The organism is Segniliparus rugosus ATCC BAA-974 (assembly GCF_000185725.2).
Classification (GTDB): domain Bacteria; phylum Actinomycetota; class Actinomycetes; order Mycobacteriales; family Mycobacteriaceae; genus Segniliparus; species Segniliparus rugosus.
The window spans coordinates 130,148-145,347 of sequence record NZ_KI391954.1; the positions used below are offsets into that span (position 1 = coordinate 130,148).

General features: G+C 71.5%; 10 protein-coding genes. All 10 read left to right on the forward strand.

The features are described 5' to 3' along the window. The gene (locus HMPREF9336_RS10580; RefSeq protein WP_021030499.1) at positions 1 to 3,462 is read left to right on the forward strand and encodes a type I polyketide synthase; all 3,462 of its coding nucleotides are present in this window, start codon (positions 1 to 3) and stop codon (positions 3,460 to 3,462) included. 13 nt (positions 3,463 to 3,475) lie between these two features. After that, the gene (locus HMPREF9336_RS19020; RefSeq protein ID WP_007466816.1) at positions 3,476 to 4,591 is read left to right on the forward strand and encodes an aminotransferase class I/II-fold pyridoxal phosphate-dependent enzyme; all 1,116 of its coding nucleotides are present in this window, start codon (positions 3,476 to 3,478) and stop codon (positions 4,589 to 4,591) included. 14 nt (positions 4,592 to 4,605) lie between these two features. Continuing rightward, positions 4,606 to 6,375 (forward strand): fatty acyl-AMP ligase, encoded by a 1,770-nt coding sequence (locus tag HMPREF9336_RS10585; protein WP_007466818.1) that lies wholly within the window; start codon positions 4,606 to 4,608, stop codon positions 6,373 to 6,375. Next, on the forward strand, positions 6,372 to 7,154 hold the full coding sequence (locus tag HMPREF9336_RS17555) for a thioesterase II family protein (RefSeq protein WP_021030500.1): 783 nt from the start codon (positions 6,372 to 6,374) through the stop codon (positions 7,152 to 7,154). Before HMPREF9336_RS10585 ends, HMPREF9336_RS17555 begins: the two co-directional genes overlap by 4 nt. Positions 7,155 to 7,503: 349 nt before the next feature. Further along, positions 7,504 to 8,283 (forward strand): TIGR03084 family metal-binding protein, encoded by a 780-nt coding sequence (locus HMPREF9336_RS10595; RefSeq protein WP_007466822.1) that lies wholly within the window; start codon positions 7,504 to 7,506, stop codon positions 8,281 to 8,283. After that, entirely contained in the window at positions 8,280 to 9,995 is a 1,716-nt protein-coding gene (locus tag HMPREF9336_RS10600) for an acyclic terpene utilization AtuA family protein (protein WP_007466824.1), read from the forward strand. Before HMPREF9336_RS10595 ends, HMPREF9336_RS10600 begins: the two co-directional genes overlap by 4 nt. Continuing rightward, complete coding sequence (locus tag HMPREF9336_RS10605; protein WP_007466826.1) at positions 9,992 to 11,140, forward strand: acyl-CoA dehydrogenase family protein; 1,149 nt, start codon at positions 9,992 to 9,994, stop codon at positions 11,138 to 11,140. The genes HMPREF9336_RS10600 and HMPREF9336_RS10605 overlap by 4 nt, the downstream gene beginning before the upstream one ends. A gap of 67 nt (positions 11,141 to 11,207) precedes the next feature. Continuing rightward, a complete protein-coding gene (locus HMPREF9336_RS10610; RefSeq protein WP_007466828.1) occupies positions 11,208 to 12,806 on the forward strand; it encodes an acyl-CoA carboxylase subunit beta in 1,599 nt (532 codons plus the stop codon). Positions 12,807 to 12,921: 115 nt separating this feature from the next. Next, positions 12,922 to 13,044: a hypothetical protein gene (locus HMPREF9336_RS19185; protein ID WP_280110258.1), complete on the forward strand. Its 123-nt coding sequence runs from the start codon at positions 12,922 to 12,924 to the stop codon at positions 13,042 to 13,044. A 127-nt stretch (positions 13,045 to 13,171) separates the two neighbouring features. After that, positions 13,172 to 15,163, forward strand: a complete 1,992-nt coding sequence (locus HMPREF9336_RS10615) for an acetyl/propionyl/methylcrotonyl-CoA carboxylase subunit alpha (RefSeq protein WP_021030501.1) — start codon at positions 13,172 to 13,174, stop codon at positions 15,161 to 15,163. Positions 15,164 to 15,200: the final 37 nt, after the last annotated feature.

Consider the following 15,200-nt stretch of genomic DNA (forward strand, 5'->3'; position numbering starts at 1 on the left):
ATGGACGGCGCGCAACCATCGGAACGGCTGGCACTGGTCGGCATGGCCTGCCAAGTCCCTGGAGCCCCCGACGTGAAGTCGTTTTGGCGCATGCTCTTGGCCGAGGAGACGGCTTTCGGCCAAATCCCGCCGCAGCGATGGGACCACGCCCTGTTCTTCGACCCGGACGGGAAGGCCCCGAACACCGCGTACACGGACGTCATGGCCGCGATGAGCGACATCGAGCGCTTCGACCCGCTCCGCTTCGGCATCTCGCCCCGCCAGGCGGAGGTGATGGACCCGCAGCACCGGCTTTTGCTCACGACGGTCCGCGAAGCCCTCGAAGACGCCGGCTTCGACGAGCGCAGCCTCGCGGGCCGTCCGGTCGGCGTGTACGTCGGGGTCTCCACCTCGGACTTCCGCGAGCTGATCACCGCGCCGCTGCGCGGGGTCCAGCTCGGCTCGGGCGCGTTCGGCGCGAAAGCCCAGGACGACCTTCGGGCGCTCACGTCGTCGGTGCCTCCCGCGCGGGCGTTCACTATGCCGGGCTTCCTTCTGAACATGGCCGCCGCGACGATCAGCCGGAGCTTCAACCTGCGCGGGCCGTCCATGGCCGTCGACGCGGCCTGCGCCTCCTCGCTCGTCGCGCTGCACAACGCGGTGCTCGCGTTGCGCGCCGGGCAATGCGAGGTCGCCATCGTCGCGGGCGTGCATGTGAACCTCTTGCCGGATTCGCTCGTCCTGTTCTCGAAGATCGGCGCGGTGTCCAAATCCGGGGTGTGCGCCCCGTTCGACGAGAACGCCGACGGCTTCGTCCTCGGCGAGGGGGTCGGCGCGGTGGTGCTGACCAAGGAGGCGTTCCTCCCCGAGCAGGGCGAGGTGCACGCGTGGCTGCGCGGCGTTGGGTGCAACAACGACGGGGCGGGCGCCGGTCCGATGGAGCCGCAGGCCGCCGGGCAGCGCGCGGCCATCGAGTTCGCCCTCGCCGACTCGGGGGTGCGCGCGCAGGACGTGGACTACATCGAGGCGCACGGCACCGCGACGTCGGTGGGCGACGCGGCGGAGGTCGAGTCGCTGAGCGCGAGCCTGCCCCACCGGGGCGCGTTGGCGCGCTACCTGGGCAGCGCGAAGGCGAACGTCGGGCACGCCATGTCCGCAGCGGGAGTGATCGGGCTGATCAAGGCCGCGCTGGTGCTGCGCAATGGCGTCGTCCCGCCGCAGCCGAACGTGCGGGCCGAGCGGTCGGCGCTGCGGCTCGGCGAGCGAGGCTTCGCCATCGCGCGGCAAAGCGTGCCGCTGCCCGAGGTGGACCGTCCGCATGTGGCCGGAGTGAGCGCGTTCGGCTTCGGCGGCACGAACGTGCATGTGGTGCTGGAGGCCGCGCGCCCGGAGCAAACAGCCCGGCCGTGCACGAGCCGGGTCATTCCGGTCAGGGGGGCGAACGCGGGCGAGATCGAATTCCGCTGCAGGAGGTTGCTCGCGGACATCGACGCCAGCCCCGACCTCGACCTTGACCGGGTGGCGAACACGCTCGTGCGGCGGGAGGACCGGGGCGTGGAGCTTTTGATCGTCGCGGGCTCGACCATGGAGCTGCACGAGAGGCTGCGCGTCGCGCTCGCCCAATTCGATTCGGCAAACACAGCCGAACCGGCCAGCGCGGCCGGGCGGATCCCGGCGCAGATCTCCGAGGACGTCTGGTACCGCGCCGCCAAACCCGGCGCGCCGAAGCCGAAGCTCTGCTTCCTCTTCGCCGGGCAGGGCTCCCAGACCGTGCGAGAGCTGGCCGTGCTGCGCGCGCTCGAACCGGATGTGGACCAGGCGGTCCGCCGCCTCGCCGCCGCGTCCGAGAGCCCGGGGCTGCTGGACGTCATGTACCCGGCGGAGCGGACGCCCGAGACGGCCCGCGCGCTCGCCTCGACCGACCGGTGCCAGCCCGCGCTGCTCGTCACCCAGCTCGCCATGGCGGGGCTGTTGGCCAGCGTCGGCGTCGTCCCCGACGTCGTGCTCGGGCACAGCGTCGGGGAGTTCGCGGCGGCGGTCGCGGCAGGGGTGCTCGCCCCGGAGGCCGCGGTCGCCTTCGCGGCCCGCCGAGGCGAGGCCATCGCCCAGGCGGACATACCTCCCGGAGGGATGATCGCGTGCCGCGCCGACGAGGCGACCGTGCGCTCGATCATCGCGGACGTGCCCTCGGCGTGGGTCGCCAACCTCAACGCCCCGGACCAGACGGTGGTGTCCGGCTCCTCGGCGGGTTTGGCCGCCGCCGCCGAGAAACTCGCGGCAGCCGACGTCGCGGTGAAGGCCCTCGACGTCTCGCACGCCTTCCACAGCCCGCTCATCGAGGGAGCCAACGCCCAGATCGCGGCATGGGTGGAAACCTTGCGCCTCGCCGACCCGAGGACGGCTTTCGTCTCCTGCATCGACGCGCGCCCGTACCGCGACGCCCAGGACGTCCGCGACGTCTGGCGCAGGCACGCGCTCGCTCCCGTCCGGTTCGCCGAGGCGCTCGACCGGGCTCGCGGCGGCGGACAGCCGGAGGACATGGTGTTCGTCCAGATCGGCTCCGGGCGCGCGCTGCTGCAATTGGCGCGGGCTGCGGGCGTGGAGCCGGACCGGCTCTTGGCGACCGGCGACACGGGGCCCGACCACGGCAGGGTCCTCAACCGCCTCCGGGCGCAACTGCGCTCGCTCGGCTTCCCTGTGAGCCTGGCGAGTTCGACGGATTCCAGCGGGGCGCTCCTCTCCGCCCCTCCGGCCCCGGCGAAGCCGCTTTGGCCGGTCAAACAGCGGCGCGGCGGGCCCGATGGCGCAACGCGCCGCCCCGCGCCCGCCGCGCAGGCGCCCTCCGCGGCGGCCATCCCCTTGTCAGCTCCCCAACAGAAGGAAGGACCCCTCGTGCAAGAAATCGTCGCGCTGTGGCGCGAGCAGACAGCGTTGCTCGAGAAAATGCTGGGCGGCCAGGCGGCTTCCCCAGACCGAACAGCCGACCTCGCCCAGAAGGCTCCCGTCCGGCCGGAGCCGAAGCCTGAGGAACAGGCGCGTTCCGCTCTGGTCCGACCGGAGCCATCCGCTGCGGCGAACGGCGCGCAGACGCTCGCCGAGATCGCGCGGGTGGGCTCCTACGACGTGGCGAACCTCAAGCCCGAGCAGTCGCTCATCGGCGACTTGGGCTTCGACTCGCTCATGCTGGCCGAACTGTTCAACAGTTTGAAGAAATCGCGACCGGAGCTGAGCCTGCACGACCTCGAAGCCCGTGAGCTCACCGTGGCGCGAGTCGTCGCCCTGGCGGCCGGCCAGGCGGCGGCCCCCGCGACAGCCGCGCCCGAACCGCCAGCCGCCCCCGCGCCTTCGGCGGCTGCTCCGGTCGCCCGCGAGCGGGGGGGTCGCGGACTTCCCCGAATGGCAGGCGCTCGCCGAGCGGCTGCGGGGCCTCGCGGCGGGCGAGGGCGGGAACCCCTACTTCACCCTGCACGAGCGCGTCGTTGACGACACCACCCAGATGGACGGGCGGACGCTGATCAATTACTCCAGCTACAACTACCTCGGTCTCTCCGGGGACGCGCGGGTGATCGCGCGGGCGCAGGAGGCGCTCACGCGGTACGGAGCCTCGGTGTCCGCGTCGCGCCTCTTGTCCGGGGAGAAACCGGTGCACCGCGACCTTGAGGCTGCTATCGCGCGCTTGCTCAAGGTCGAGGACGCGCTGACCCTGGTCGGCGGGCACTCCACGAACGTCACCGTCATCGGGCATATCCTCGGCGAGGGCGACATCGTCCTGCACGACGCGCTCGCCCACGACAGCATCATGCAGGGCTGCCGCCTCTCCGGGGCGGTCCGCCGCCCCTTCCGCCACAACGACCCCGCGCATCTGGACGAGCTGCTCGCGAGCCTCCGGGGCCGCCATCGGCGGGCGCTGGTGGTGGTCGAAGGCGCGTACAGCATGGACGGCGACATCGCGGACCTGCCGAAGTTCATCGAAGTCGCCAAACGCCACGACGCGATGCTCATGGTGGACGAGGCGCACTCGATCGGCGTGCTCGGCCCGCGCGGCGGCGGGGTGGGCGACCATTTCGACGTGGACCGCTCCGGGGTGGACATCTGGATGGGCACCATGTCCAAGTCGCTCTCCAGCTGCGGCGGCTACATCGGCGGTTCGCGCGAGCTGATCCAGTACCTCAAGTACAGCCTGCCAGGGTTCATCTACAGCTGCGGCCTGCCGCCCGCGTCCGCAGCCGCGTCCCTCGCCTCGGTCGAAATCCTCGAAGCCGAGCCCGAGCGCGTCGCGTCCCTGCACGCGAACGCCGACTACATGCGCGCCGCGTTCGCGGCCAAGGGCCTCTCCTCCGAGGGGAGCAAGGGCACGCCGATCATCCCCTTCGTGGTCGGCGACTCCGACAGGTGCCTCAAGCTCGCCGCCCGGCTGCGGGCGGCGGGGGTGAACGTGGACCCGATCCTCTACCCGGCCGTGCCCAACGAGGCGGCGCGGCTGCGATTCTTCGTCACCGCGAAACACAGCTTCGAGCAGATCGACCAGACCGTCGAGATCCTCGCCAGCGAGCACCGAAACCTGAGCCAGGCCGAGGCGCAGGACCGCCTCGGCCAACCGGCGAACGTCTGACAAGGAGGAACGTCATGCCCAACCACGAAACCCACCGCTCCCTCGTCGAAGCCTTGCAGGAGAACGCCGCGTCCTCAGACCGGGGATTCGCCTTCGTCGGCGACGACGGCTCCGAGTCGTCCGTCTCCTTCGCCGAGCTGCTGGGCTCCGTCGCCTCGGCCGCGGCCGAGCTCGCCCGCGGCGGCGTGCGGCCCGGCGACCCGGTGGCGCTCGTCGTCCCGGACAACCGCGAGTTCGTCGTCGCGTTCCTCGCCGCCGTGTGGGCGGGCGCGGTCCCCGTCCCGCTCTACCCGCCCGCGAGCCTCGGCAAGCTGGACGCGTACGTGGAGTTCATCGGGTCGGTGCTGCAGACCAGCGGAGCCCGCCGCCTCGTCACGCCGCAGTGGGCGGACCAGGCGCTGGGCTTTGGGCCGCGCTTCGCCGAGCTGCTGGAGGCCGTCCTGCACACCGAAACGCTCGCCGAGGGGACCGCGCAGGCCGAGCCCGCGCCCCGCGCCCCCGAGCAGACCGCCTTCCTCCAGTTCACCAGCGGGAGCACCGGCAGGCCGAAAGGGGTCGTGGTCACCGACGCCTCGCTGTGGGCCAACGCGAAATCGTTCACGACCGCCATGCGCTGCACCGACGAGGACCGCTTTGTGAGCTGGCTGCCGCTCTACCACGACATGGGGCTCATCGGCCACGTGCTCGGCCCCGTCCTGTTCGGCATTCCGGCGACCTACCTCCCGACGCTCGCGTTCCTGCGCGACCCCGGGGTCTGGCTCGACGCGATCTCCCGAGGCCGAGGCACGATCTCGTTCGCGCCGAACTTCGCCTACGCGCTCACCGCGAAGAAGGCCAAACCGCCGGAGGGCGGCTGGGACCTGTCGAGCATGCGGGTGTTCGGCTGCGGGGCCGAGCCGATCAACGCGGGCGTGCTCGACGGATTCGTCGGGCGGTTCGCCCCGCACGGCGTGCGCCCCGAGGCGGTCATGCCCGCGTACGGGATGGCCGAGGCGACTTTGGCGATCACCTTCGGCAGCCCGACCGAGCGGTTCCGCAGGCTGGAGGTCGCGGGCGCGGCGTACCACGGACGAGGCCGAGTGGAGCCGGTCGAGCCCGACGCGTCCGGCGAGGACGCGCTGGTGTTCGTCAGCTGCGGCTCGGTCCTGGACGGCGAGCACGCGGTGCGCGTCGTGGACGACGAGGACCGGGAGCTTCCCGAAGGGCAGGTCGGCGACGTGCAGTTCCGGGGGCCCTCGGTGGCCGCCGGATACTTCGGCAACCCCGAGGCGACCGAGGCGGCTTTCCTCGCGGACGGCTGGCTGCGGACGGGGGACCGGGGCTTCGTCTTCGACGGCGAGCTCTACGTGACCGGGCGCAAGAAGGACGTCCTCGTCGTCAACGGCCGCAACTACGACCCGATGCAGGTGGAATGGGCGGTCGAGGAGGTCGACGGGGTCCGCAAGGGCAACGTCGTCGCGTTCTCCGTCCCCGGCGAGGCCACCGAGCAGGTCGTGGTCGCGCTCGAGGAGAGCCCGGTCCCCGCCCGAACGGGAGGGTCCGCCGCCTCTGGCGGTCGGGGCTCCGCGCGCGACGAGAAGATCAAGCAGGTCCGCCGCGCGGTCTCCGACCGCACCCGGCTCGCCCTCGCGGACATCGTCCTCCTCAGCCCCGGCCAACTGCCGAAGACCTCATCCGGCAAGGTGCAGCGCTCGCGGACCCGCGAGCTGTATCTGCGGGGCGAGCTGGCCGCCTCGGTCGTCGCCACCCGCACCCACGCCCACGCCGAGCCCGCCCGGACGTGAGCGGCCCCTCGGAGGCGACGTCCGCCGAACCGCACGCGGTCGGCTTCCGTTCGCAGCACGCCGGGCAAGCTCGCGCGGTGGTCGCATTCCCGCCCGCCGGTTCCGACGGGCGGGCGTTCCGCCCACTCGCCTCGGCGTTCGCCGCGCTCGCCCCAGAGACGTCCTTCCACGCGATCGACCCGCCGGGCCGGGGCCGAGCCGCGCGGACCCCGCCGCAGGACGTGCGCGGCTTTGCGGAGCTGGCCGCCCCGGCCGTCGCCCAGCTCCTTCCGGAGGGCTCGGACATCCGACTCTTCGGGCATAGCTTCGGCGGGTACGTCGCCCTCGAAGCCGCCCGCGCTTTGCTGCGCTCGGGCGCCGCGCCCGAGCGGCTCTCGCTCGTGCTGTTCGCCTCGGCCCCCGCCCGCCAGATCGCCAGGCTCGCCGAAGAGCTCGACGACGAGGAGCGCTGGCCCGACCGGCTCCGCTCCCTCGGCGGCGTCCCGGAGCAGGCGCTGGCCTCCCCGTTCTTCCGCTCGCTGTACCTGCCCGCGATCCGGGCCGATCTGCGCGCCGGGCGCGACTACCTGTTGTCCGCGCCGTCGTTCGCGGAACTCTCGGACGTCGAAGTCGTCGTCGCGGCGGCGGAGGAGGATGTCGTGGTGCGGCCCGAGGACATGCGGTCCTGGCTCCATTCGCTCCCCGGCGCGTGCTTCGCCACCCTGCCCTGCGGGCACTTCCCGGACGAGGCGGCGCTGCCCGCCGTCGTCGCGCTGCTGGCCCCCGCCCGCCTGTCCTAGGCATCGGAGCTGTTCGAGAGGGATTCCGCGCCGTCCCGCCGACGACTTCAGGTGGGCTCGGTCACAGTTGTCGGCGGCGAGGACTAGTGTTGCCGCATGGCGTGTCGCGCGATTTCGAGCAGGCGGCGGCGCGGCGTTTCCCGAAAGCGCCGCACGCGAGCGGAGCGCAACCTCGGCGCGCGCTGCGCCATGCGATGTGACCTGGCCTCGTTTCGGCGGGAAGGGCGCCTTTGAGCTGCGTATCTAACGAAGTTATGCCCCAGTGGAAGTGGATAAGTGATTCCCTGTTAGCCTGTAAGTGATTCCCCGTTAGCCTTGGGGATCCGCCCGAACAGCCGATGGAGGTGCCTTGGCCGAGCTCGCTTTGATCGTCGCCGATCTCGTCGCCGAGGGCGAGGCCGTCGACGGCCTGGTCGCGGATCTGCCTGCCGGGCAATGGCGCGCCCCGACGCCGTCCGATGGGTGGACCGTCGCGCACCAGATCGGGCATTTGGCCTGGACCGACGACATCGCCCTGCTGAGCGCCACCGACGCGGAGGGGTTCGCGAGGGCGGTCGCGGAGCAGGCGGACCGGGCCGCCACGCTGGTGGACGACGGAGCCGCCGAGCGCGCCGCTCGTCCGCACGACGAGCTGCTCGCGTCCTGGCGCAACGGCCGCGCTTCTCTCGCCCGGCGGCTGCTCGACGTGCCGGAAAAAGCGAAGCTGCCCTGGTTCGGGCCGCCGATGAGCCCGGCGTCGATGGCCACCGCCCGGATCATGGAGACGTGGGCGCACGGTCTGGACGTGGCCGACGCGCTGGGGGAGCCGTGGCCCGCGACGAGCAGGCTCAAGCACGTGGCGCATATCGGGGTCCGCGCCCGCGACTTCGCCTTCCTGGTCAACGGGCTCGTCCCGCCCGAGGAGGAGTTCCGGGTGGAGCTTGCCGCGCCGGACGGCGAACTATGGGCTTGGGGCCCGCAGGACGCGCGCCAGCGCGTCGCCGCGCCCGCGCTGGACTTTTGCTACCTCGTCTGCCAGCGCCGCCCGCCGTCCACGCTCGACGTGGTCGCGGAGGGCGAGGACGCGAGGCGTTGGATCGCCATCGCGCAGGCCTTCGCGGGCCCGCCCGGATCGAGGAGGGCCGCATGAGCAACGACATCCTTCGGGTCGGAAACGCCTCCGGCTTCTACGGCGACCGGTTCGCCGCCGTGCGCGAGATGCTGACCGGGGGCGAGCTTGACGTGCTCACCGGCGACTATTTGGCCGAGCTGACCATGCTCATCCTCGGGCGCGACCGGCTCAAAGACCCGAGCCTGGGCTACGCGAAGACTTTCCTGCGCCAGATGGAGGAGGGGCTCGGGCTGGCGCTGGAGCGCGGGGTGAAGATCGTCGTCAACGCGGGCGGGCTCAACCCGGCAGGGCTCGCCGCCAAGCTCCGCGACCTCGCCGAACGGCTCGGTCTCGACGCGAAGATCGCCCACGTCCAGGGCGACGACCTGCTGGACAGGGCGGCCGAACTCGGCTTCGGGTCGCCCGCCGCGGCGAACGCCTACCTGGGCGCGTTCGGGATCGTGGCCGGGCTCGACGCGGGCGCGGACGTGGTGGTGACCGGGCGGATCACCGACGCCTCGCTGGTGGTCGGCCCCGCCGCGTGGCGCTTCGGCTGGTCGCGGACCGACTACGACCGGCTCGCCGGGGCGGTGGTCGCCGGACATCTGATCGAATGCGGGACCCAGGTCACCGGCGGGAACTACGCCTTCTTCCAGGAGATCGCGGACCTCGGCCACGCCGGTTTCCCCATCGCGGAGATCCGCGCCGACGGCTCCAGCGTCATCACCAAGCACCCGGGGACCGGCGGGGCGGTGAGCGTCGGGACGGTGACCGCGCAGCTGCTCTACGAGATCCAGGGCGCGCGCTACGCCGGGCCGGACGTGACCACTCGGCTCGACACGGCGGCGCTGTCCCAGGACGGGCCCGACCGGGTCCTGGTCTCGGGCGTGCGCGGGGAGGCTCCTCCGCCGGATCTGAAGGTCTCGCTCAACACCATCGGCGGTTTCCGCAACGAGATGACGTTCATCCTCACCGGCCTGGACGTCGAGGCGAAGGCCGCGTTGGCGCAGAGCCAGCTCGAACCGCTCCTGGTCAAACGCCCTGCCGAGGTGGTGTGGAACCTCGCCCGCGTCGACCGTCCGGACGCGCCGACCCAGCAGCAGGCCAGCGCCTTGTTGCAGTGCGTGGTGCGTGATATGGACCCGGACAAGGTGGGCAGGCAGTTCTCCAGCGCGGCGGTGGAGCTGGCGTTGGCGAGCTATCCGGGCTTCGCGCTCACCACCCCGCCGGGGAACGGCTCGCCGTACGGGGTGTTCACGGCGGGGTTCGTCCCGCAGAGCGCCCTCGCGCACGAGGCCGTGCTGCCCGACGGCTCCACGGTCCCGATTCCGCCCGCGCCGCAGACCCAAGCGCTTGCCGAAGTCCCAGAGCCCGCCGTCGCAGGTCCGGGGGACCTCGGAGCCGTCCGCCGCGCGCCGCTCGGCGCGCTCGCGGGGGCGCGCAGCGGCGACAAGGGCGGCTCGGCGAACATCGGGCTCTGGGCGCGCACGGACGAGCAGTACTCCTGGCTGGTCGCGCAGCTCACCTCGGACAAGCTCGTGGAGCTGCTGCCCGAGGCGGCCGGCCTCGTCGTGCGCCGGACGGTGCTCCCCAATCTGCGCGCGGTCAACTTCGTCATCGAGGGCATCCTCGGGCGCGGGGTCGCCGAACAGGCCCGGTTCGACCCGCAAGCCAAAGGCCTCGGCGAATGGCTACGCTCGCGCGAGCTGGACATCCCGGCTTCCTTGCTCGGAACGGAGGAGCCTCGATGAGCATCTGGACCACCCCCGAACGCCTCGCCTTGCGCGAGACGGTGCGGGCATTCGCGGAGCGCGAAGTCCTGCCGAACGCCGCGGAATGGGAGCGGGCTGGCGAGCTGCCGAGGGAGCTGCACCGCAAGGCGGGGGCGCTGGGCCTGTTGGGCCTGCCCTTCCCCGAGTCCGTCGGCGGCGCGGGCGGGAACAGCGCCGACGCGCTCATCGCCTGCGAGGCGCTGCATGAGGCCGGGGCCCCCGGCGGGCTCTTCGCCTCCCTGTTCACCTGCGGCATCGCGGTCCCGCATATGGCCGCGTCGGGCGATGAGCGGCTCATCGAGCGGTACGTGCGGCCCACGCTCGCCGGCGAGCTGATCGGCTCGCTCGCGATCACCGAGCCGGGCGGCGGCTCGGATGTCGGGCATTTGACCACCTCCGCGCGTCTGGACGGGGACCACTACGTGATCAACGGCGCGAAGACCTACATCACCTCCGGGGTCCGCGCCGACTACGTGGTGACCGCCGCGCGCACCGGCGGCGAGGGCGCGGGCGGCGTCTCGCTGATCGTCGTGGACAAGCAGACTCCGGGGTTCACCGTCAGCCGCAAGCTCGACAAGCTCGGCTGGCGCTGCTCGGACACCGCCGAGCTGTCCTACGTCGACGTCCGGGTGCCCGCCCGGAACCTGGTGGGCGCGGAGAACAGCGGGTTCGCGCAGATCGCGAGCGCGTTCGTCTCCGAGCGGGTGAACCTCGCCGGCCAGGCGTACGCCTCCGCGCAGCGCTGCTTGGACATCACCGCGCAGTGGTGCCGGGACCGCAACACCTTCGGCCGCCCGCTGATCAGCCGCCAAGGAGTGCAGAACACCCTCGCCGAGATGGCGCGGCGGATCGACGTCGCGCGGGTCTACACCCGGCACGTGGTGGAGCGGGAAATCGCCGGGGACCGCGACCTCGTCGCCCAGGTCTGCTTCGCCAAGAACACCGCGGTGGAGACAGGGGAATGGGTCGCGAACCAGGCGGTGCAGCTGTTCGGCGGGCTCGGCTACATGGCGGAGAGCGAGGTCGAGCGCCAGTACCGGGACATGCGCATCCTCGGCATCGGCGGCGGCACCACGGAAATTCTGACGACGTTGGCAGCGAGAAGATTGGGATACACCGCATGACCGGAGCACGACGAGAGACGAGGGGAGCCTCCCACGAGCCCCGCGAGCGCGGGAGGAGGACGGCCTGATGACACGGTTGCGCTCCGCGCTCGACACCGCGTCCCCGGCGTACAAGGAGTCCGCAGAGGCGATGCTGGAGAAGCTCGCCGAACTCTCCGCCGAACAGGCCAAGGCCCTCGCGGGCGGCGGCCCGGAGAAAGTGGCCCGCCACCGCAAACGCGGCAAGCTCATGATCCGCGAGCGGATCGAGGCGATCCTCGACCCGGACACCCCGTTCCTCGAGCTCTGCCCGTACGCGGCCTGGGGCACCGACAACCCGGTCGGGGCCTCCTACGTGTTCGGGATCGGCAGAGTGGAAGGCGTGGAGTGCGTCATCGGCGGCAACGACCCGACCGTGCGCGGCGGCACCACGAACGCGTGGACGGTGCGCAAGGGCTTCCGCGCCTACGAGGTCGCCGCGCAGAACCGGATGCCGCTGATCTCCATGGTCGAGTCCGGCGGCGCGGACCTGCCCAGCCAGAAAGAAGTCTTCATCCCCGGCGGGCGCATGTTCCGCGACATCACCCGGCTCTCCGCCGAGCGGATCCCCACCATCGCCCTCGTGTTCGGCAACTCCACCGCCGGCGGTGCGTACGTGCCGGGGATGAGCGACCACGTGGTCATGATCAAAGAGCGCTCCAAAGTCTTCCTCGGCGGGCCGCCGCTGGTGAAGATGGCCACCGGCGAGGAATCCGGCGAGGAGGAGCTCGGCGGCGCGCAGATGCACGCCCAGGTCTCCGGCCTCGCCGACTACTACGCGCAGGACGAGCTGGACGCGCTGCGCATCGGACGGCGCATCGTGGCGCGGCTGAACTGGCGCAAACAGGGCCCCGCTCCCCAAACCGCCCCCGTCTCGCCCCGCTACGACGCGGAAGAGCTGCTCGGGGTCGTGCCGACGGACCTGAAAACCCCGTTCGACCCTCGCGAGGTGATCGCCCGGTTCGCGGACGACTCCGACTTCGACGAGTTCAAGCCCGACTACGGCTCCAGCCTCGTCACCGGCTGGGCCAGAGTCTTCGGCTACCCGGTCGGGATCCTCGCCAACGCGCGGGGCGTGCTGTTCTCCGCCGAGTCGCAGAAGGCGACGCAGTTCATCCAGCTGGCGAACCAGTTCGACACCCCGCTGTTGTTCCTGCACAACACCACCGGCTACATGGTCGGCAAGCAGTACGAGCAGGGCGGCATCGTCAAGCACGGCTCGATGATGATCAACGCCGTCTCGAACTCGAAGGTCCCGCACATCTCCCTGCTCATGGGAGCCTCCTACGGGGCCGGGCACTACGGCATGTGCGGGCGGGCGTTCGACCCCCGGTTCCTCTTCGCCTGGCCGAGCGCGAAATGCGCGGTCATGGGCGGGGCGCAGCTCGCGGGCGTGGTGTCCATCGTCTCCCGCGCCGCGGCGGAGGCGCGCGGCCAGATCGTGGACGAGGCCGCCGACGAGGCGATCCGCGCGGCCATCGAGGCCCAGATCGAGGCCGAGTCCTTGCCGCTCTTCCTGTCCGGGCGGCTCTTCGACGACGGGGTCATCGACCCCCGCGACACCCGCACAGTGCTGGGCCTGTGCCTCTCGGCCATCCACGGCGCGCCGGTCGAAGGCGCTCGCGGCTACGGGATCTTCAGGATGTGAGCGCGGGTGTGCCGATGAAGAAGATGTTGGTCGTGTTTATGGAGCCAATGAACCGCTGCGCGCTGGTCGAAGGCGCTCGCGGCTACGGGCTGTGCCGATGCGAAATGGTCAGGATGTGAGCGCGGGTGTGCCGGTGAAGAAGATGTTGGTCGTGTTTGTGGCGCTCATGAACTGCGGCGCGCTGGTCGAAGGCGCTCGTGGCTACGGGCTGTGCCGATGCGAAATGGTCAGGATGTGAGCGCGGGTGTGCCGGTGAAGAAGATGTTGGTCGTGTTTATGGAGCCAATGAACCGCTGCGCGCTGGTCGAAGGCGCTCGCGGCTACGGGCTGTGCCGATGCGAAATGGTCAGGATGTGAGCGCGAGTATGCCGATAATGTCTGTCTTGGTGGCGAACCGGGGCGAGATCGCCCGCCGGGTCTTCGCAACCTGCCGCCGTCTTGGCCTTGGAACGGTGGCGGTGTTCTCGGAAGCCGACGCGGCGAGCCCGCACGTGCGCGAGGCCGAAGCCGCCGTCCGGCTGCCCGGCAACACTCCCGCCGAGACCTATCTGCGCGGCGATCTGGTGATCGCCGCGGCGAAGGCGGCTGGCGCGGACGCGATCCACCCCGGCTACGGCTTCCTCTCCGAGAACGCGGACTTCGCGCGGGCGGTGCTGGACGCGGGCCTCGTGTGGATCGGGCCGCCGCCCAAAGCGGTCGAGCTGATGGGCTCGAAAGTCAGGGCGAAGGAGCTCATGGCCGAAGCGGGCGTGCCGGTCTTCACGAACCTCGACCCGGCCAAGGTGTCCGAGGGCGACTTCCCGGTGCTGGTCAAGGCCAGCGCGGGCGGCGGCGGACGCGGCATGCGGATCGTGCGCGAGCCCGGCGATCTCCCCGCCGCCGTCGAAGCGGCTTCGGCGGAGGCGTTGTCCGCGTTCGGCTCCGGCGAGGTGTTCTGCGAGCCGTACCTCGAGACCGCGCACCACATCGAAGTCCAGATCATGGCCGACCGCCACGGCACGGTGTGGGCGGTGGGGGAGCGGGAATGCTCCATCCAGCGCCGCCACCAGAAGGTGGTCGAGGAGGCTCCGGCCCCGCTGGTCGAGCGGATCGGCCCGGACCTGCGGGCCCGGCTCTTCGCGGCGGCCAAGGCGGCGGCGAAGGCCATCGACTACGAAGGGGCAGGGACGGTCGAGTTCCTGGTCTCGGACACGGGCGATGTGCGCTTCTTGGAGATGAACACCCGCCTGCAGGTCGAGCATCCGGTCACCGAGGCGACGACAGGGCTCGACCTCGTGGAGCTGCAATTGCGCGTCGCGGACGGCGAGCGGCTCGGCCCCGAGCCGCCCCCGTCGCGGGGGCACGCCATCGAGGTGCGCCTGTACGCCGAGGACCCCGCCGCCGATTGGCGCCCGCAGACCGGGCGCTTGCGCGCGTTCGAGATCGACGGCGTCGCGTTCGAGAACCCGCGCCCCGGCGGCGGGCTGCGCCTGGACGCGGGCTTCGAGTCCGGCTCCGAGGTGAGCCCGTATTACGACGCGATGCTCGCCAAGGTCATCGCGTACGCCCCGACCAGGGCCGAAGCGGCCCGGACGCTGGGCGGCGCGTTGCGCCGCGCCCGGGTGCACGGCCTGGTGACGAACCGGGATCTGTTGGCGAACATCCTCGCCGAGCCGGAATTCCTCGCCGGGCGCACCGACACCGCCTATCTCGACCGGATCGGCCTCGACCGGCTCGCGGCCCCGGTCGCGGACGAGGCGGCCCGCGTCCTTTCGGCGCTCGCCGCCGCGGTCGCGGACGCCAAAGCCAATCAAGCAGCGGACCCGATCCTCGCCGGCCTGCCCAACGGATGGCGCAACGTCCCGTCCGGGGAGGCGCGCAAGGTGTTCGAGACGGCGCACGGCGAAGAGCTGGTCGCTGCGTACCGGTTCGACCGGGGCCGGTTCTCCTGCGCCGACCGCCCGGACGTCTCGCTCGTCTCGGCCACCCCCGACGAAGTGGTCTTCGAGGTCTCGGGCGTGCGCAGGAGCTTCGCGGTCTCGCGGCAAGACGCAGACCCCTCCGGCTCCTCGGCGTTCGACGTGGACTCCTCCCTCGGCCCGGTGGCCCTGCGGCTGCGGCCCCGGTTCGTCGACCCGGCGGACCAGATCACCGAAGGCTCGCTCGTCGCCCCCATGCCGGGCTCGGTCGTCAAACTCGGGGCGCAGGTCGGCGAGCAGGTCGTCGCCGGGCAGACGATCCTGTGGCTCGAAGCGATGAAGATGCAGCACACCATCAATTCGCCGACGGACGGGACGCTTGTGGCGCTCGATGTGGCGGTGGGCGATCAGGTGCAGCAGGGCGCGGTGCTCGCGGTGGTGCAGGAGGCGGGCGCGTGATGGGCGACGGCTTACGAAGGAACGAAAAGAACAAAGC

Bases quoted from the DNA above. Each gene is read 5' to 3' on its own strand.
- HMPREF9336_RS10580 (WP_021030499.1), top strand. From the start codon at position 1: ATGGACGGCGCGCAACCATCGGAACGGCTGGCACTGGTCGGCATGGCC.
- HMPREF9336_RS10585 (WP_007466818.1), top strand. From the start codon at position 4,606: ATGCCCAACCACGAAACCCACCGCTCCCTCGTCGAAGCCTTGCAGGAG.
- HMPREF9336_RS10615 (WP_021030501.1), top strand. From the start codon at position 13,172: ATGCCGATAATGTCTGTCTTGGTGGCGAACCGGGGCGAGATCGCCCGC.
- HMPREF9336_RS10610 (WP_007466828.1), top strand. From the start codon at position 11,208: ATGACACGGTTGCGCTCCGCGCTCGACACCGCGTCCCCGGCGTACAAG.
- HMPREF9336_RS10605 (WP_007466826.1), top strand. From the start codon at position 9,992: ATGAGCATCTGGACCACCCCCGAACGCCTCGCCTTGCGCGAGACGGTG.
- HMPREF9336_RS19020 (WP_007466816.1), top strand. From the start codon at position 3,476: ATGGACGGGCGGACGCTGATCAATTACTCCAGCTACAACTACCTCGGT.
- HMPREF9336_RS10600 (WP_007466824.1), top strand. From the start codon at position 8,280: ATGAGCAACGACATCCTTCGGGTCGGAAACGCCTCCGGCTTCTACGGC.